At 41.8% G+C, this 18,612-nt stretch carries 14 protein-coding genes; 6 read left to right on the top strand and 8 right to left on the bottom strand.

Features of this window, described 5'->3' with window-relative positions:
• Positions 1–239: 239 nt before the first annotated feature.
• Together INE92_RS26815 and INE92_RS10505 are read left to right on the top strand one after the other, a co-directional pair.
• Complete coding sequence (locus tag INE92_RS26815; RefSeq protein WP_229096907.1) at positions 240–2,888, top strand: collagen-like protein; 2,649 nt, start codon at positions 240–242, stop codon at positions 2,886–2,888.
• 567 nt (positions 2,889–3,455) lie between these two features.
• Positions 3,456–5,012, top strand: coding sequence for an ATP-binding protein (locus tag INE92_RS10505; RefSeq protein ID WP_195436024.1), 1,557 nt, complete (start codon positions 3,456–3,458; stop codon positions 5,010–5,012).
• 45 nt (positions 5,013–5,057) lie between these two features.
• On the opposite strand, the gene INE92_RS10500 is transcribed toward INE92_RS10505, so the two are convergent.
• Positions 5,058–6,632 (bottom strand): Rne/Rng family ribonuclease, encoded by a 1,575-nt coding sequence (locus INE92_RS10500; protein ID WP_004316204.1) that lies wholly within the window; start codon positions 6,630–6,632, stop codon positions 5,058–5,060.
• A gap of 283 nt (positions 6,633–6,915) precedes the next feature.
• Positions 6,916–7,191 (bottom strand): HU family DNA-binding protein, encoded by a 276-nt coding sequence (locus tag INE92_RS10495; protein WP_004300646.1) that lies wholly within the window; start codon positions 7,189–7,191, stop codon positions 6,916–6,918.
• 211 nt (positions 7,192–7,402) lie between these two features.
• Here INE92_RS10495 and mutY point away from each other — a divergent pair, with 211 nt between their 5' ends.
• From mutY to INE92_RS10475, 4 genes are all read left to right on the top strand, one after another.
• Entirely contained in the window at positions 7,403–8,443 is a 1,041-nt protein-coding gene (gene mutY / locus INE92_RS10490) for an A/G-specific adenine glycosylase (RefSeq protein ID WP_008644690.1), read from the top strand.
• 181 nt (positions 8,444–8,624) lie between these two features.
• On the top strand, positions 8,625–9,104 hold the full coding sequence (locus tag INE92_RS10485) for a single-stranded DNA-binding protein (RefSeq protein WP_008025720.1): 480 nt from the start codon (positions 8,625–8,627) through the stop codon (positions 9,102–9,104).
• 77 nt (positions 9,105–9,181) lie between these two features.
• Complete coding sequence (locus INE92_RS10480; protein ID WP_008644692.1) at positions 9,182–10,534, top strand: gliding motility-associated protein GldE; 1,353 nt, start codon at positions 9,182–9,184, stop codon at positions 10,532–10,534.
• Positions 10,535–10,577: 43 nt separating this feature from the next.
• Positions 10,578–11,210, top strand: coding sequence for a 4'-phosphopantetheinyl transferase family protein (locus INE92_RS10475; protein WP_195436023.1), 633 nt, complete (start codon positions 10,578–10,580; stop codon positions 11,208–11,210).
• A gap of 179 nt (positions 11,211–11,389) precedes the next feature.
• Here the strand turns inward: INE92_RS10475 and INE92_RS10470 are convergent, their stop codons facing one another.
• The 6 genes from INE92_RS10470 to INE92_RS10445 all read right to left on the bottom strand — a co-directional run bounded on the left by INE92_RS10470 (position 11,390) and on the right by INE92_RS10445 (position 18,569).
• Positions 11,390–11,614, bottom strand: coding sequence for a (4Fe-4S)-binding protein (locus INE92_RS10470; protein WP_008644695.1), 225 nt, complete (start codon positions 11,612–11,614; stop codon positions 11,390–11,392).
• Between the two features lie 8 nt (positions 11,615–11,622).
• Positions 11,623–11,925, bottom strand: coding sequence for a GNAT family N-acetyltransferase (locus INE92_RS10465; protein ID WP_004316210.1), 303 nt, complete (start codon positions 11,923–11,925; stop codon positions 11,623–11,625).
• 169 nt (positions 11,926–12,094) lie between these two features.
• Positions 12,095–13,468, bottom strand: a complete 1,374-nt coding sequence (locus tag INE92_RS10460) for a tryptophanase (RefSeq protein ID WP_141409437.1) — start codon at positions 13,466–13,468, stop codon at positions 12,095–12,097.
• A 236-nt stretch (positions 13,469–13,704) separates the two neighbouring features.
• Positions 13,705–14,490 carry a DUF4465 domain-containing protein gene (locus INE92_RS10455; RefSeq protein WP_004316212.1) on the bottom strand — a complete coding sequence of 262 codons (786 nt, stop codon included), beginning with the start codon at positions 14,488–14,490 and terminating at the stop codon, positions 13,705–13,707.
• Between the two features lie 36 nt (positions 14,491–14,526).
• Positions 14,527–16,503, bottom strand: a complete 1,977-nt coding sequence (locus INE92_RS10450) for a YncE family protein (protein ID WP_008016879.1) — start codon at positions 16,501–16,503, stop codon at positions 14,527–14,529.
• Positions 16,504–16,526: 23 nt separating this feature from the next.
• Positions 16,527–18,569 carry a TonB-dependent receptor plug domain-containing protein gene (locus INE92_RS10445; RefSeq protein ID WP_118407355.1) on the bottom strand — a complete coding sequence of 681 codons (2,043 nt, stop codon included), beginning with the start codon at positions 18,567–18,569 and terminating at the stop codon, positions 16,527–16,529.
• Positions 18,570–18,612 lie beyond the last annotated feature (43 nt).

Raw genomic sequence — 18,612 nt, 5'->3', positions numbered from 1 at the left:
ACGCGGATTCTTTGTATTAGGGCTTTGTTAACTTCTAAATTTTGCAAAAGGTCTCCCGCCCCTCTGCCGCTTCTAAGAAGCAGGGGTAAAAATGTAATCGCATATTGTTTCATTTTTCCGTATTGACTACTCCAAAAGAGCAGGAACAAAGGTTTCTCCGTTACCTACAAAGTAACGGGCGGTCTATTATTGAAACTTAGTGTTTAATAATATATTATTAATGTAATTTTTAAGTAGTTATGAAGAAAAATTTTGTTAGGGTAATGCTTTTCGGGGCATTGACGCTTGCTACTGTCACTTATGTAGGCTGTAAAGACTATGATGATGACATCGACAATCTGCAAACGCAGATTGATGCCAATGCGGCAGGTCTTGCTGAACTGCAAGCAAAAGTGAATGCAGGTAATTGGGTAACAGACATTAAAAGTATCACTGGTGGATTTGAAATTACTTTCAACAATGGAAATAAATATTCTATTGTGAATGGTAAAGATGGATCTGTCGTTGAAATTGGAGAAAATGGAAACTGGTTTATAGACGGTGTTGATACTGGGAAACCGGCACGAGGTGAAAAGGGTGAGACCGGTGCTACTGGTCCTGTCGGTCCTGTTGGCCCCGAAGGTCCTGTTGGTCCTGTTGGCCCCGAAGGTTCTGTTGGTCCTGTTGGTCCCGAAGGTCCTGTCGGTCCTGTTGGCCCCGAAGGTCCTATCGGTCCTGTTGGTCCCGAAGGTCCTGCTGGTCCTGCCGGAAAATCTCCTTTTATTGGTGATGGAACAGGTGAATTTGAAAAAGATTATTGGTATTTCTATGATGACGCTACAGATAAATGGGTGAAAGGTGATTATTCGTCAGCCACTGTTTATGCTGTACAGAATGAGGGATTACCTAGCTTTACTCTACATGTAAAAGATAAAACTACTGGAACAGAATTAACAACTATTCTGCCTACTGCAGCTTTGATTAGTAGCCTTGAAGGAGTGACTATTGAGAATGGTAAAATCACTGCAGGCGGAACAAAGGAACTTAAATTAAGTTATGCTCAATGCAAAGCTGATTTCACTTTTGGTATGGAGGATGAGAAAAAAGAATTTAAGAAAAATGACCTGTTAATAACTAATTCCGGCGTGTTGAATGCGTTGATTAATCCAGTAGGTCCTGACTTTACTGATAGCAAATATCAAATCTATTTGATGAATTCTCAAAATGAAGCTAATTTTGTTATCTCTAAGATTGAACAAAATAAAACTGCAAAACCATTGACACGTGCTACCGAAGCCAAAGTGAATCGTGGTGTTTACGACCTTACTGTTACACTAAAAGATGGCTTGAATTTGGAAACTGCCCTTCCTGCAGATGAAGCATACGCATTCTGTACAAAAGACGCATGGAACAATGAAATAATCTCTGCTTATGATGTTAAAATCAAACCGGAAGCAGTTACAAGTGCTACTAAACTGGTAGATGCAGCAGTGTCCGCAAAAGTTGGTGAGGTACAGGTTTTGGATGACTTGGCAGCTGCAGCTACCACCACTCCTATGGATTTGAGTACAGTCTATGCATATTATTATAAGTTGGCAGCCGATGCTCCTGAAGGTGTAACATTGGGGACGAACGAAGCCGGCAAACAAACCATCACTTCTACCAAAGGGCAAGAAGCAAAGGTTGAAGTCTGCTATATAACTACAAATGGTATTCCTTTTGATGGAGAAACTCATGAGGGCATTGATTATTCTAGCGTCGGTGGCTCCTCTGCTCCGGCTAAACTGACTGTCACCTTCAAGCAAATAGAAACAAAATCTTTGGCAGCACAGACGGTAGTTTGGAATAAATCAGAAAAATCCGACATTGCTGTGTCAGCAGCTAATATTAAGGCAATCAAAGACGCTATTACTACTGCTAAACTTGCTAGCTCAACTGCCACGGCTAACGATGGAGATAAAGTGAAGTTTAGTGGTATTGCTTCTGGTGATACTAAATATGATAACCTGAAACTGACAGTAACCGCTGCATACAAGGGTACTATGGAAGCCGTATTGACAGTTGACGTTGACGCAACGAAGCAAATTGTATTCAAATTACCGGTAACTGTTGATTATAAGACGCCTGTATTTACAAAAACTTCAGGTATGTGGACTGAAGATGGCAAGGTGTCTCTTCTGATTAATGAAACTAAGAATGCTGATAAGATTCAGAGCATCAGTCTCGAAAGAGAAATGGGCTCAATCTTTACTACATGGAACGCTATTACTGGCGGAGTTACTTCAGGTATATACAACAGCATTACGTATGATGTTGACAAGAATGGTGACGATCATGTAGGAAGTGTAGCTAACGATAAGTTCACAGTAGACATGGCTCACGCTAAAGACAATATGGCATTCTCTGTAGATGTAAATTGTCAGCCTAACGATGCTACTGAACCTGCTTCAATTGCTAACCAAAAGATTCAATTCATCTCATTATCAGAATTGCTTAAATCGGAATTTGGTGCAACGGACGCTAAAAAAGGTATCACAACAGCGTATACAGCTAAAACCATAGATTCAGAGATTGATGTATTAGGTGACATTGTATGGAAAGACAGAAAAGGCAAGGCAATGTGGCCGACTGCAGATAATAACACTTATGACACTGGTACTTTGACTACCGCTGACGCTGTTCTTGCTCTTTATGGATATTCTATTAAGGTAGAACTAAGTGACAAAACTAACTTCAGGTTTTCTACTGGACAGAAATTGATATTAACAGATGCTGGTAAGGCCTTGAAGGGTCTTGTGAAAGATTTGGTAGTGACAGTTACTATTACTCCTTCAATCAGCTGGAGCGCAACATCTCCTGCACCTGTGGTGAAGACAGTAACATTCCCTACTGCTCTCTTTGCGGATTAATTTGAAATCCTTTAATGTTCTATTAGATAGCTCCTCTATATTTGCCTCTGGCAGAGGTGGGAGCTATCTCTAGAATGATATAACATAATAGGAGAGCCCGTGCTTGTTGAAGTGCGTTCTCTCCATAAATATGAAACCCTTCTTCACCGAAGTGTGAAGATTATATGTTGAGAAGTGACAAAGCGAAGAGACACAGCTTGTGAAAGTCCATCCTTCCATCTTTGTTCTTCTATTAGAAAAGGGATGCCTCCCCACATTTCCTACTGGCATCCCTTTTATCTTTACTCTTGGGACGTCTTTTTTTGTTGTACTAGAATCAATTGCTAGTCGCCCATTTCCCTATAGGTAAAGGAGACGTCCTCAAGATACAGAAAGCCCGAGCTTGCGAAAGTCCGGGCTTTTCGTAATTTTGTGCAGTCATTATCCCCTTATTTTATCGTCCCTAAGTTTCCGGGGAAATGTGCAGAATGAATGATTGAAAAGAATCTTTTAACCTGCCATGACAAAGATTTCTATTAAAAATATATATCTTTGCAAGAAAGGCATTGATTAATAAAAGAAGAGAATATGAGCCATAAAATTTATCCGATCGGTATTCAGAATTTCGAAAAAATTCGTAATGACGGTTATTTCTATATTGATAAGACAGCACTGATGTATCAAATGGTAAAGACCGGAAGTTATTACTTCTTGAGTCGTCCGCGCCGTTTCGGAAAGAGTCTGCTCCTCTCCACCTTAGAGGCCTATTTTCAAGGAAAGAAAGAACTGTTTGAAGGGCTGGCTGTGGAAAAACTGGAAAAGGACTGGATCAAATATCCTATACTGCATCTGGATCTTAATATCGAGAAATATGATACATCCGAAAGTCTGGATAATATACTTGATAAATCGCTGACAGCATGGGAAAAACTATATGGTGCCGAGCCGTCCGAACGTTCGTTTTCCTTGCGTTTTGCCGGTATCATAGAGCGCGCTTGTAAGTTGGCGGGGCAACGTGTGGTTATTCTTGTCGATGAATATGACAAACCCATGTTGCAAGCCATCGGTAATGAAGAATTGCAAAAGCAATTTCGGAATACATTAAAGCCTTTTTATGGAGCGCTTAAAACAATGGACGGTTGCATCAAGTTTGCATTCCTTACCGGTGTGACAAAGTTTGGCAAAGTCAGTGTGTTTAGTGACTTGAACAACTTGGATGATATATCCATGTGGAATGAGTATGTCGAAATCTGTGGCATTAGCGAGCGTGAAATCCACAACAATTTGGAAACAGAGCTTCATGAATTTGCTGCTGCGCGCGGAATAACGTATGATAAACTTTGTGAAGAGTTGAGAGAGTGCTATGACGGTTACCATTTTACGCACAATTCTATTGGTATGTACAATCCGTTCAGTTTGCTTAATGCTTTCAAACGTAAGGATTTCGGCAGCTATTGGTTTGAAACGGGCACACCGACCTATCTGGTGAAATTGCTGCAAAAACATCATTATGACTTGGAGCGGATGACGCATGAAGAAACCGACGCCCAAGTATTGAATAGCATAGACTCTGAATCTACTAATCCCATTCCGGTGATTTATCAGAGTGGCTACCTCACCATTAAAGGGTATGATGAAGAATTTGGAATGTATCGGTTAGGTTTCCCGAATCGTGAAGTAGAAGAAGGATTTGTCCGTTTCCTGCTTCCTTATTATGCGAATGTAAATAAGGTAGAATCTCCGTTTGAAATTCAGAAATTTGTTCGTGAAGTACGTTCCGGCGATTACAGTTCTTTCTTCCGTCGCTTGCAAAGCTTCTTTGCAGATACCACCTACGAAGTGATTCGCGATCAGGAATTGCATTACGAGAACGTGCTTTTCATCGTTTTTAAACTGGTCGGCTTCTATGCCAAAGTGGAATATCATACAAGCGAAGGACGCATCGACCTTGTCTTGCAGACAGACAAATTCATCTATATCATGGAATTTAAACTGAACGGTACGGCAGAAGAAGCATTGCAGCAGATAAATGACAAGCATTACGCTCTTCCTTTCGAGATGGATGAACGGAAACTCTTTAAAATAGGAGTAAATTTCAGTGCGGAAACCCGTAATATTGAAAAATGGATAGTTGAAGAAAAATAGATAAAACAAAAAGGCGGCTCGTTTTGACCGGGCCGCCTTTTCTGTTTATTTGATTTCGATTTCTTCCTTCATATCGATTTCCTCTCCATGTGTATCATAGAACACATATTGCAGAAATGCGAGTTTTTGACTTGGAATAATCTTGATACCGAATCCGTATTTCATTTGCCACTTCCGTTTCAGGGAAACGAGTCCCTGATTGATATAAGCGGCAACATACGGATGGACGTGTAACGAGAATTTCTTAACCTTCAGTTTATTGACCAGGTAATCAATTTTACTCTCCAAAGTGTCCGTAAAAAGAATGGACGACTTGATAGTGCCTTTGCCGAAGCAAGTGGGGCAGGTTTCGGTCGTGTTGACGTCCATTGCCGGACGCACACGTTGGCGTGTAATCTGCATTAGCCCGAATTTGCTAAGCGGCAGAATATTATGCCGTGCCCTGTCTTTCTGCATATTGGCACACATTCGTTCATAAAGCTTCTGACGGTTTTCGGCTTCATTCATATCGATGAAGTCCACGACAATGATACCACCCATATCTCTTAATCGCAATTGGCGGGCCAGCTCGTCGGCGGCTCCCAGGTTTACTTCGAGTGCGTTACCTTCCTGCCCGTTGGCATTCTTGGTGCGGTTACCGCTGTTCACGTCTACTACGTGAAGCGCCTCAGTGTGCTCAATAATCAGATAGGCACCACTCTTGTAAGAGATTGTTTTACCAAACGATGATTTAATCTGCTTGGTGATACCGAAATTGTCGTAAATGGGAAGTTGACCTTTGTACAGTTTCACGATATTAGCCCGGTCGGGCGCAATCAGTGATACATAGTCTTTAATTTCATTGTACACAGCCTCGTCGTTGACGTGAATATTCTCAAAAGAAGGGTTGAAGAGGTCGCGCAACAAACCTACGGCGCGGCTGGTTTCTTCATAAATCAACGTCGGATACTTGGTGGCTTTTTGTACTTTTACCATCGCATCTTCCCAATGCTTAACCAGGACTTTAAGCTCTCCGTCGAGTTCGGCTACGCGTTTGCCTTCGGCTACCGTGCGGACGATGACACCGAAGTTTTTCGGCTTGATGCTCATCAGCAATTGTTTCAGGCGGGCGCGTTCTTCGCTCGATTTAATTTTTTGTGAAACAGAAACCTTGTCATTAAAAGGGATCAGTACGAGATAGCGTCCGGCAAACGAAATTTCGGACGTCAGTCGCGGTCCCTTAGTGGAGATCGGTTCCTTAACGATTTGCACCACTACTTCTTGTCCTACCTTGAGGGTGTTGGATACTGTTCCATCCTTGTCAAGATCGGGAAGCAGGGTTGCTTTGCTGATGGAGGTCAGCTTCTTTTTGTCGCTTAAAGTCTGCTTTACAAACTTTTCGAGTGAGTTAAATTGAGGACCCAAGTCCAGATAATGAAGGAAAGCGTCTTTCTCGTAACCAACGTCTACAAAGCATGCATTCAGTCCGGGCATCAATTTCTTGATACGTCCCAAATACATATTGCCCACAGAGAAAGAAATATTTCTTCCTTCGCTTTGAAGTTCCACCAGGCTCTTATCTTCGAGAAGGGCGATGGAGACCTCTTTGGGCTGTACGTCAACTACTAGTTCACTTGTCACTGTTTTGTTTCCTTATTATTGATTGAATCTCATTTATATGAACAACTTTTTTGACAAATTGTTCATTTTGGGTTAGCTACTTAAACAAAGAACAAACTTGAAAGACATTAGCTTCGCAAGTTTGTTCTTTATTTCTGTGTGATCCAGACTTAAAAATTATTTTTTGCTTTTATGTCTGTTCTTTCTTAGTCTTTTTTTACGCTTGTGCGTAGACATTTTATGTCTTTTTTTCTTTTTTCCGCTTGGCATAGCTTCACATTTTATGGGTTAATACTCTTGTTTATTATTTCTTTACTGAAATTGTAAATGTCTTAGCCGGTTTGAAAGCCGGAATGTTGTGCTCCGGAATAATGATCGTAGTATTTTTAGAAATGTTACGAGCAGTCTTTTGTGCTCTTTTCTTTACTACGAAACTACCAAACCCACGCAAGTATACGTTCTCATCGTTAGACAATGAATCCTTTACTGCATCCATAAATGCCTCAACTGTTGTAAGAACTGTCTGCTTATCAATTCCAGTTTTCTTTGTAATCTCGTTTACAATATCTGCTTTAGTCATTTTTCCTTAAAAAAAATATTATTACTATGTTATTGCTAATTTTTTGGACTGCAAATATATAGCTTTTTAAGCTCCTAAAAAAATATATTCTGCACATTTTTCTAAAAAAATAGTGGCATAGGGTTTTCTTAGAACCAAAAGAGTTACTTTTGTGTGCCTTTTGGATAGGATAGGCAAGATAAATGTTAGATAATACACTAGGAACGAGGATATGAACGAGTTTACTAAAACGATTGTAGAGTGGTATAAAGAGAATAAACGTGAACTGCCCTGGAGGGAGTCTGCCGATCCGTATCTGATCTGGATTTCGGAGATCATTCTTCAACAGACGCGGGTGGCGCAGGGGTATGATTATTTTCTTCGTTTTATCAAACGTTTTCCCGATGTGCGGACTTTAGCCGCTGCGGAGGAGGATGAAGTGATGAAATACTGGCAAGGACTGGGGTATTACTCACGTGCCCGCAATCTTCATGCCGCCGCCAAAAGCATGAATGGGGTTTTCCCGGAAACGTATCCGGAAGTGCTGGCTCTGAAAGGAGTGGGGGAGTATACAGCGGCAGCGATCTGTTCGTTTGCTTACGGTATGCCTTATGCGGTAGTGGACGGTAATGTGTACCGGGTGCTTTCCCGTTATTTCGGCATCGATACTCCGATTGATTCGACAGAAGGAAAAAAGCTCTTTGCAGCATTGGCGGATGAGATGCTGGATAAGAAGCATCCGGCTGTTTACAATCAGGGAATAATGGATTTCGGGGCGATTCAGTGCACTCCGCAGTCGCCTGATTGTTTGTTCTGTCCGTTGGTGGGCAGTTGCTCGGCACTTTCGAAAGGCTTGGTGGCAAAACTTCCGGTGAAGCAACACAAAACAAAGACAACGAACCGTTACTTTAATTATATTTATGTACGTGCGGGCGCGTATACCTTTATAAATAAACGGACGGGCAATGATATTTGGAAAAATCTGTTCGAACTGCCCTTGATAGAAACTCCGACGGCTCTTTCGGAAGAAGATTTTTTGACTTTACCGGAATTTCGTGCACTCTTTGCGCCGGGGGAAGTACCGGTGGTACGTTCGGTTTGCAGGGAGGTGAAGCATGTATTGTCTCACCGGGTTATCTATGCTAATCTATATGAAGTGACCTTGTCTGAAAATTTGACTTCTTTCAGTGATTTCCTGAAAATAAGGGTGGACGAACTGGAGCAATACGCTGTTTCTAAATTAGTACAAGACTTGCTACAAGCATTAGAATAAGCATTAGAATAAGTATTAAGTAATAAGTATTGAGTATTACCCATGCAGTTTATGGCGCAGCCTAATACTTAATACTTAAAACTTAATACTTGATTTTATACTTAAAATCTTGCATCCTATTGTTATTCTGTTTAATTTTGGCAGCAGATTTAATTTTAAGAATCATAAACTTGATACAGATATGTCAGTAAATAGAGTGATATTGATAGGAAACGTAGGACAAGATCCTCGGGTAAAATACTTCGATACAGGTTCGGCAGTAGCAACTTTCCCGTTGGCTACAACGGATCGTGGATATACGTTGGCTAATGGAACCCAGATTCCCGAAAGAACAGAGTGGCATAATATCGTTGCATCCAACCGTTTGGCGGAGATTGTGGATAAGTATGTGCACAAAGGTGACAAACTGTATCTGGAAGGAAAGATAAGAACACGTTCTTATAGCGACCAGTCGGGTGCTATGCGCTATATCACCGAAATTTATGTGGATAATATGGAAATGCTGTCTCCGAAAGGAGCCAATCCGGGTGCGGGAGCTTCTGCTACTGGACAACCGGCTACGGGGCAACAGCAACAACCGGTTGCCGGCCAGTCGCAACAAGCGCAGCAGTCGCAGGCACAACCCGCACAAGATAATCCGACAGATGATTTGCCGTTCTAGATAATGTGATAGTGTGCCAATAGGTTTTCGCGAGCTTCTTGGCACATTATCTTTTGTTTAATTAAAATATAGACTCTTTGGACTCAGATGGTTATTTAAGCCAATTGGCTGACATTTTCAACGGTATTACCGTAAACACTCCTTCTATCTCTGCTATTATTGCCATAGTATTGGCAGGTGTACTCCTGCTTGCTTCCGGCTTTGCTTCGGCTTCCGAAATAGCTTTTTTCTCACTTACTCCTTCCGACCGGAATGATATTGATGAACAGAATCATCCTTCCGACGAAAAAATAAGTGCCCTGTTGGGGGATTCAGAACGCCTCCTGGCAACGATATTGATTACGAACAACTTTGTGAATGTAACCATTATCATGCTCTGCAACTTCTTCTTTATGAATGTATTTGTTTTTCATTCTCCATTGGCAGAGTTCTTGATACTGACCGTCATCCTGACTTTCCTATTGTTGTTGTTCGGTGAAATCATGCCGAAAATCTATTCAGCACAGAAGACTTTGGCTTTTTGCCGTTTTTCGGCACCGGGGATTTACTTCCTGGAAAAACTGTTCCGTCCGATAGCTACTGTGCTTGTACGTTCAACCACTTTTCTGAATAAACATTTTGTAAAGAAGAGCCACAATATTTCTGTCGATGAATTGTCGCACGCATTGGAGCTGACAGATAAAGCGGAACTCTCTGAAGAGAATAATATCTTGGAGGGTATTATCCGTTTCGGCGGTGAAACTGTGAAGGAGGTGATGACATCACGTCTGGATATGGTCGATCTGGATATCCGTACCTCTTTCAAGGAGGTGATGCAATGTATCATTGAAAATGCTTATTCGCGTATTCCTATCTATTCCGGTTCGCGGGATAATATCAAGGGGGTATTGTATATTAAAGACTTGCTGCCTCATGTCAACAAGGGGGATAATTTCCGTTGGCAGTCATTGATCCGTCCGGCTTATTTTGTGCCGGAAACAAAGATGATTGATGATCTGTTACGTGACTTTCAGGCGAATAAAATTCATATTGCCATTGTTGTGGATGAGTTTGGAGGAACTTCCGGACTGGTGACGATGGAGGATATTATCGAAGAGATTGTAGGTGAGATTCATGATGAATATGATGATGAAGAACGTACATACGTTGTCTTGAATGACCATACTTGGATATTTGAAGCGAAGACGCAGTTGACGGATTTCTATAAGATTGCGAAAGTAGACGAAGACGAGTTTGAAAAGGTGGTGGGAGATGCGGATACATTGGCGGGTATGCTGCTCGAAATTAAAGGTGAATTCCCGGCATTGCATGAGAAAGTGACTTATCACCATTATGAGTTTGAAGTGCTCGAAATGGATAGTCGTCGTATCCTGAAAGTGAAGTTTACAATTCTGCCGAAGGATATGGAAGGCTCGGTAGAGAAGGAATAATCTTGGAATCATAATTTTGAAAGCATAATCAAGCAAACGTAAGATGGCGTTATTTCTGCAACATAAGACGGATGATATACAGTGGGCTGTCTGGAAGATGGAAGAGTCTTTGGATGCTCTGTTGGCTCTTTTGCCGGATGCGCGAAGAGTGTTCTGTGAACAGGAATTGAATCGTTTTGTCTCCGAACGGCGTAAGATGGAATGGTTGTCCGTTCGTGTTTTGTTGTATGCCATGTTGCAGGAGGATAAGGAAATCGGTTATTCTCCCGAGGGAAAACCTTATCTGACGGATCATTCTTTTTTCATCAGTATTTCTCATACGAAAGGTTATGTAGCTGTGATGCTTGCTTCTTTCACTCCGGCAGGTATTGATATTGAGCAATATGCTCAACGCGTTCACAAGGTATCTGATCGGTATATCCGTTCTGACGAACAAACGGAACCTTATCAGGACGATATGACTTGGGGACTGTTATTGCATTGGTCGGCAAAGGAAGCTGTTTTTAAGCGGATGGAAAACGCGGACGCTGATCTTCGTAAACTCCGTTTGACGCATTTTATTCCTCAAGAGCAAGGAACGTTTCAGGTTCAGGAGTTGGCGACGGAGCAGCAGGAACTTTACTCTGTCGGTTATCGTATTTGTCTGGACTTTGTATTGACGTGGACATTGAGTTGAATAGGAGAAGAGATGGAGTGCTTCTACCTGTTTTTCTTTTCTTTGTAATGTGTGATGTCTTGACATAATAAAATAAACCCCGAAAGTTTTTGTATGACTTTCGGGGTTCACTTTATATTCGGACGCCCTCATGATTTTATGAACTCACGGCTTTTCAGACGGGTTCTTTTATGGTTGGTTTACTTCTCTTTTTTGTTAAGTCGGTAGCTCAATGCTCCTGACGGACATTTGCTGATTTGTGCAATTAATTCTTCCGTAGTCGCATTTTCTATTTGCACCCAGGGTCTTTCTTTAGGATGATAGACATTGGGTAGCATCTTTACACATATTCCGGCATGCTGGCATAATTCCGGTTTCCATACAATGGTCAGTTCACCATTGGTGTATTCTATTTTCTTTTCCATATCTGTATTTATTTAATATGAATACCACGCATTACAATTCGCTTCCATTCCGGATGTTTGTGAATATATCCGGCTACAAACGGGCAAAGCGGTACCAGGCGTAAACCTTGTCGTTCAATGTCTGTCAGTGCTTTTTCTGCAAGTTGTGATCCTACTCCCTTGCCGCCTAATGAGGCGGGTACTTCTGTATGTACAAGGTATATTTCTCCATTGTTTGATTTGATATAGTCTATTTCGGCTATTTTGCCATCGATCTGAAATTCATATCGATGTTTTTCTTCGTTGTCTATTAATTTATAATCTTCTGCCATAATTTTACGTATTAAGTTCGATTATAATATAAACACTTGGGAAACACTTTTGTTTTATGCAAACAATTATTCTTGTTAATGGAGAAAGTATTGCCCGTTCATACTGGCACTGGTCTTTTCAATCCCTTTCTATTACTTCTTCAACTGATATTTGTTATTTTTTCTAAGTTTATAATCTTTCCAATTGAACTGTGAAATGTCTCATTAAAGGCGCTTCCCAGGCGATACGCACTCCGTGAGTGATGCTTTCTCTACGTTCATATACATTTTTGAGAGCAGCGGCTATTACATTCATATGATTGTCTGTATATACTCTGCGGGGAATGGCGAGGCGGAGTAAATCAAGACCGTTAAAACGATTTTCATGAGTTATCGGATCACGGTCGGCGAGGATATAACCGATCTCGCATCCACGGATACCGGCTTCCAAATAAAGTTCTATGGTCAGCGTCTGTGCCGGGAATTCTTCTTTGGGAACGTGCGTCAGTACTTTAGGTGCATCAATGAAGATGGCGTGGCCTCCGGCCGGTCGTTGGTAAGGAATTCCGTATTCATCCAGTTTCTTTGCCAGGTATTCCACTTGCTTGATACGTGTTTCGAGATTGTCGAATTCGGTGTTTTCATCCAAGCCGATGGTAAGAGCGTTCATGTCCCGTCCGTTCATTCCTCCATAGGTGAGATAGCCTTCGTATTGTACGCAGAAACCTTTTGCGCCTTCATACCAGTCTGAACGTCGTGTGGCGATAAATCCACCCATATTGACGATTCCGTCTTTCTTGGCACTCATTGTCATGCCATCGGCTAGAGAGAACATTTCCCGTGTGATTTCTTTGATGGTTTTGTCTTGATAACCTTCTTCGCGCATCTTGATGAAATAGGCGTTTTCGGCAAAGCGTGCAGAGTCGAAAAGTACGGGTTTGCCGTATTTGTCAGCAATGGCACGTACTTCATGCAGGTTTTGCATGGATACGGGTTGTCCTCCGGCTGTATTGTTGGTGATGGTTACGATGATAAAAGGAATTCGTTCTGCATATTCTGTCAGGGCTTTCTGCAATTTATCAGGGTCTACATTTCCTTTGAACGGGATTTCCAGTTGGGTATGTTTTGCTGCATCGATAGTGCAGTCTAATGCGGTGGCATGGCGTCCTTCGATGTGTCCTTTGGTGGTGTCAAAATGTGAGTTGCCGGGTACAATGTCTCCTTCATGCACGAGATAAGAGAAAAGCACATTTTCTGCGGCACGTCCTTGATGGGTAGGTATGATATATTCAAATCCTGTCAGTTTCGTAATCATCTCTTTCAACTTAAAGAAAGAGGTTGCTCCGGCGTAGCTTTCATCGCCTAGCATCATTCCCGCCCATTGACGGTCGCTCATCGCTCCGGTTCCGGAATCGGTGATGAGATCGATATAAACTTGTTCTGATTTGAGTTGAAAGACATTATAATGTGCTTCTTTAATCCATTGCTCGCGTTCTTCACGTGTGCTTTTCCGGATGGGTTCTACCATCTTTATTTTCCATGATTCAGCAAAAGGTAATTCCATTGTCGTAGATTTAATAGTTTTGAACGACGAATGTAGCTAAAATTTGTGTGATTAACAAATATATAGTGTCTTTTTGTTAGTGAGAGTTATTGGGTTTACTTCTCTATGGGCTGGTAATATATCAAAATGTAGTGAGTAGATAGAAAGAGAGCCGGATTTCTTAAAAGAATATCCGGCCCTTTAAAATTATGCGGTCGATTGATGTTTAATCTCAACCAATCAAACAAGTTGGTTATTTAGTCTTCAATAGTGATACCGTCAAGACAGAAATAGGTTGGGGTCATTGCACCCCATTGGTCTTCTTTGGTGGTCTTGATATTGAATTTCAATCCCTCTGTTTCGCCTAATGAAGTTAGGTCTACCCATTTCCATGTAGTTACAAATTGGGTTCCTTCACCTAAAGTGCACTCTACACTTTGAGTTTTATCCATATTATAGATGATGATTTTGAAAGAATCTGTATTTCCAAATTTATCTTTTCCTTCGAATATAGAACTACCTTCCTTCATACTATTGTAAGCATAGACACAGTTTGTTAAATATAGTCCTTTTACTCTATAGGATTCCAATTTGTTTGAATTGTCGTGGTCTCTGAAACGGATTGCAGCTTCTTTATCAGAATTCTTTCCAATTTTATATCCGGCAGCTCCCACGATAACGTATGTATTATTGATTACTCCTTTTTTAGTGATAGCGCGATAATCATAAGTTGCGAAGTCTGGGCAATCTTTTTCTGTACAATTTGTAAATGCAAAACTATCTGAATAGAAACCGTATGTTGAAGATACACAGTCAAATTCAAAGATACCACTAGCGTCAGTTAATAGATTATATTTGTAGTTAGTTGTCCCCCAGTCGCTACTAACAGACCATGAATCATCCGGATTTTCTTGATCGCCCATATCAAGTGTATGAGTTTCGTAATTGGGCAGGCTAAGCACGTATGTTTTTGTATCGTCATCATCGCTACAGCCACAAAATACAAATACTGATAACAGTAATAATAAAGATAATTTCTTCATGTTCTTTTCTGATTTTAGTTATTAATTAATTATTGATTATTTCTTGAAATGTAAGTTCTCAATGGTGGTAACTTCGGTTGATATTTCACCCATTTGTCCTGCATCCTGATTGACTGCGGTCATAATCTTCACGAAGTCGATTTGATCCAAGTCTACCGGACTGCCATTACTATCCACAGCCCAATCTATCTTGAAATTACTTCCTTCCTTGCTGTTAGGATGGTTGTCTGCATATCCCCACGGATAGCAATATCCTACCCATAATCCGTTCTCTAAAACGGCATTATCTTTTAGACGTGTTCCCTGGAATGTGATTTCATCACTTTCTATCCAAAGTGGATAATATGATTCCTGGTTATGGAAGCTGTTGCGGAAGATATATCCTTCGTTGCCTTGATTGTCTTTCCAAAAAACTTTTAGGTTGGCTGGATTCGGACGGTGATAGGTTATCTCGTATCCGCGTGTTTCAGTGTCTTTCCCGTATTCGCTTCCTTTCAATTCATACCACTCGTCGTCAGGCTTTCCATTGCCATTTACATCTTTAGATACAAATACGATTCCCGGTTCTGCACTTCCGCCCAATGCTCCTGTTCCGGTTTTGGAGTTATAGTAAGCATTGCCTTTTATCTTGAAGTCATATTCTCCTGTTACATTCGGAATGGATTGTGGGAATCCTAAAACAATGTAACCGCCGAATCCTCCCAATGTAAGGAGTGATTTCTGCTGGATTCTGCGGGTTGCTTCTTCTAGTATATCATCATAAGTAAAGCCTTTCTTATATGCTGAAGTGGTAGTGTTGATAAACTGTCCGGGAGCAGGGCGATATTCCCATACTTTATTGGCGAAGGCCAGAGGATTTTCCTTATCATCATCGTTGTCATCAATATCGCTTTGTGAGGCTTTGTCACTGAATGCAATTGTATTCGGGTTAAGTCCGATGTTGTTCAGACGGAACATGAGTTGTCCTTGTTGGTTGAAACAAAGTAAGTCTCCATAGGTGGTGTAATCACGGGCTTCGGTGATATATACATTGTTGCTGTAAGGATTGATGTTGATGCCGTATGGCGTTTTTATCACTGTTCCGTCAGTTATGAAATTCTCACGGATTGTCTCTTCTGTTTTCAGATTGAACATCTTGATAGAAGAGGTCTGCGTGTTATAATTGTAATTGTATAGATAGGCAATCTCTCCATCGATGGCAAAGTTTTGTACTTTCTCGTTAGATTGAGTGACTTTGTTTGTCCGGCAGTCTATCTTGACGAAGTTATAATCGCCGGCTTCTACATCTTCGCCACGGGTGGCTACATAAACGGTTTCGTCCGGCCCTGCTACTATTTTACCGGGATTCGGGCCTACTGTTAGTTTGCTACTTTCTTTAAATGTGGCAATATCGACAACAGATACCGTGTTGTCTACCCCCACCAGTCCTGATGAATAGTCCAACCCGCCGGAATTGGAAATATATAACTTTTCGTTTTGTACACAAATACCGTCGGGATTGCGTCCCACTGATGTGATAGCTTCTATGGATAGGGAGGTTGTGTCTATACGTGCAACGGTTCCATCGTATGAACATACGTATGCCTTTTCTTTGTGAAAAGCGATGTAGCGTGGTTGACGGGAACTTCCGTTTTCTGCCAGCATTTGAATCTGTTTCAATGAGCTTCCCGTACGAAAGTCTATCACTTCTACCGTACTGGAGATATTGACTATCACATATATCTTGCTTCCGTAGATGGCCATGTCATTGGCAGTGTCTCCTAATCCCCGGCGGTTGACTGCTTTGAAATAGTCACGAACCATTTGCTGGTTGCCGAAAGAAAAACGTGCCAGCGAGCTATTGTTCTGATTGAACAGTCCTTCGCATAATACATATAATTCGGCGGTACCCGTTTCTGTCGGATCGCCTATAATGCCTGATGTGAAGGGTTTGTCCTCCATATCATCACATGCTACGAATAAGATTATGGATGACAGCCAGCACGAGAATATATATATTAGTTTCCTTTTCACGTCAATATCTTACTTTATAATAGTTAATATCTTATTTTTATTGTCGCCCTTACGGATCGTCCGGGCATTGGGAAATATTTCACAATCTCGTAATTCTTATCCATCAGGTTCAATACTTCCACGCTGAAAGAGGTAGTGATTTTTCTGATCTGAAAGTCACGGTTTGCAGAAATGCTGTGGTCGCTATAACTATCCAATCGGTTTTCGGCAATGTTTTGTCCTAATGCATAGCGTTTTCCGGAAAAAAGGAATGAATAAGACAGATTGATCCACGGTGTTTCGACGCCTGCCTGTCCCGAAGCGGAGACGCGGGGAGTGTAGGCTATTTGATGTTTGTATGTCGATTCATACGTGTTCGGATCGGGCGGGGTGACATCTAATGCTCGTTGGTATGTGTAGTTACCCGAGAGGTTGATGCGTATTTTATCCCAAGGTTGGAGGGACAGGCTTCCTGTGGCATCAATGCCTTTGATGTCAACTTCACCCAGATTCTTCATGCTCCATACGGCAAGGTTTTTGGTAGGGTAGGCGATAATTTTATCTGTCACTTTGTTATAATAGGCGTCAACGGTTACTGACAGATAGGGTAGGAACGGGCATACATTTTTATTGTATGTCAGTCCGATGTTGTATTGTTTGGCCTTTTCCGGCTTTAGTTGGGTGTTGCCTACTTCTTCGTAATATAAGTCGTTGAAACTTGCCAGACGGAAAATGTCTTTATAGAAGAAGCGGACACGGAATTCTTCATGCCGGAAAGGTTTGAAAGCGGCACTTACATAAGGGGTTAGCTTACGGTGATTGCCGGCACTACCGCCTTTCTTCACATCTTCATTGATAACGGTTGCCAATGCGGATGCGGAGATTGTTAACCAGTCATTTACGTATTTTCCGGCGAATGCTGTTAGCCATGAGTAACGTGTGGGGTGTACAAAGTTGGCTAGATCGGCGTTCATGGTGTTGATGCTTCCATCTGTGGAAAGTGAGAAAGAGAGGTTGCTCAACAGTCTGTATAGTACAGAAGCGGAAAGGTAATATTCCTGCTGGTAATAGCTGTTTTCTGTTTTCTTTAAAGAGTTCTTGGTATCGGGGTCCAGATAACGTTGATAGCTCCAATTCCACTTGGCAGAGGTTTGGAACACCCATTGCCGGCTGAATTCTTTCTTGTATTGACTTTGGATGAATGTGTTTTTATCCCACAAGTGTTGTGTGGAATGGTCGTTATAGAAGGTTGTAGCTTTGGGTAGTCCCCGGGAGGACTGAAAGTAGTAGGCTTTCAACCGCCATTGTTCTTTATCGGAGAAGTTGCCGTAAAGTCCGGCTTCGGCACGGAATGTCTGTACGTCTGTATTCTTTCGTTTTTCACGTGAGGACAAGTCTTCTGCCGCATTTCCATAATGTAGTGTGTACGGATAATGTCCGTCGGAGGACATCCATTCGCCATTGGCTGACATGCTCCATGTCTTATTGAATTGTTGTTCCAGTAGCAGGGAGGGATTGATTAATCCCCAGGAGCCGGTTTTGAAAGCTCCAGCTATATTGGTCTTTTTGCCTTTGGTGAATAGCGGCGTGAGTGTCTGTATATTCAATATGCCTGCTGACGCGAAGAAGCGGGCAGGTTGGAAGATGTTATCGCTTTGTCCGTTGTTTAGAGAAAGGCGGTCTACGTTGTCGAGAGAGAAACGCCCGATATCTATTTGTCCGGTTTGGCAGTCGGTCAGGGTGATTCCGTCATAACCGACAGCGGTATGTTGGGCTCCCAGGCTTCGTATGGATACTGTTTTCAGTCCGCCGATACCTCCGTAATCTTTTACGGTCACTCCGGCAAAGTGTTTCACCGCGTCGGAGACTTGCAGGGCGTGCAGGTTTTTCAGGGCGTCTTTGGAGAAGACTTGCAGGGGAGCGGTTGAGCGTACTTCGCGGGTCTGATAGATATCTGATACTGTTATTTCGGGAATAGAATATGTATGTGTCGTATCTACCTTTTGCTGTTGTGCAAAAAGTGGTATGGATAAGAATTGGCAGCTGAATGCTGCAAAGATCACTTTATTAAATGTTCTTTTCTTCATTTATTCCTTTTTCAGTCTGTTACTGTTTAAAAGTGTCCGGGCG

It is taken from the genome of Bacteroides xylanisolvens, assembly GCF_018289135.1.
GTDB classification, from domain to species: Bacteria; Bacteroidota; Bacteroidia; order Bacteroidales; family Bacteroidaceae; genus Bacteroides; species Bacteroides xylanisolvens.
Note: the sequence above shows the minus strand (reverse complement) of the source record. Positions and strands in the feature narration are given on the sequence as shown.

What these genes read in the sequence shown, in the direction of transcription:
- INE92_RS26815 (WP_229096907.1), top strand. Translation starts at nt 240, where the DNA reads ATGAAGAAAAATTTTGTTAGGGTAATGCTTTTCGGGGCATTGACGCTT.
- INE92_RS10505 (WP_195436024.1), top strand. Translation starts at nt 3,456, where the DNA reads ATGAGCCATAAAATTTATCCGATCGGTATTCAGAATTTCGAAAAAATT.
- INE92_RS10495 (WP_004300646.1), bottom strand. Translation starts at nt 7,191, where the DNA reads ATGACTAAAGCAGATATTGTAAACGAGATTACAAAGAAAACTGGAATT.
- mutY (WP_008644690.1), top strand. Translation starts at nt 7,403, where the DNA reads ATGAACGAGTTTACTAAAACGATTGTAGAGTGGTATAAAGAGAATAAA.
- INE92_RS10485 (WP_008025720.1), top strand. Translation starts at nt 8,625, where the DNA reads ATGTCAGTAAATAGAGTGATATTGATAGGAAACGTAGGACAAGATCCT.
- INE92_RS10475 (WP_195436023.1), top strand. Translation starts at nt 10,578, where the DNA reads ATGGCGTTATTTCTGCAACATAAGACGGATGATATACAGTGGGCTGTC.
- INE92_RS10470 (WP_008644695.1), bottom strand. Translation starts at nt 11,614, where the DNA reads ATGGAAAAGAAAATAGAATACACCAATGGTGAACTGACCATTGTATGG.
- INE92_RS10465 (WP_004316210.1), bottom strand. Translation starts at nt 11,925, where the DNA reads ATGGCAGAAGATTATAAATTAATAGACAACGAAGAAAAACATCGATAT.
- INE92_RS10460 (WP_141409437.1), bottom strand. Translation starts at nt 13,468, where the DNA reads ATGGAATTACCTTTTGCTGAATCATGGAAAATAAAGATGGTAGAACCC.
- INE92_RS10455 (WP_004316212.1), bottom strand. Translation starts at nt 14,490, where the DNA reads ATGAAGAAATTATCTTTATTATTACTGTTATCAGTATTTGTATTTTGT.
- INE92_RS10445 (WP_118407355.1), bottom strand. Translation starts at nt 18,569, where the DNA reads ATGAAGAAAAGAACATTTAATAAAGTGATCTTTGCAGCATTCAGCTGC.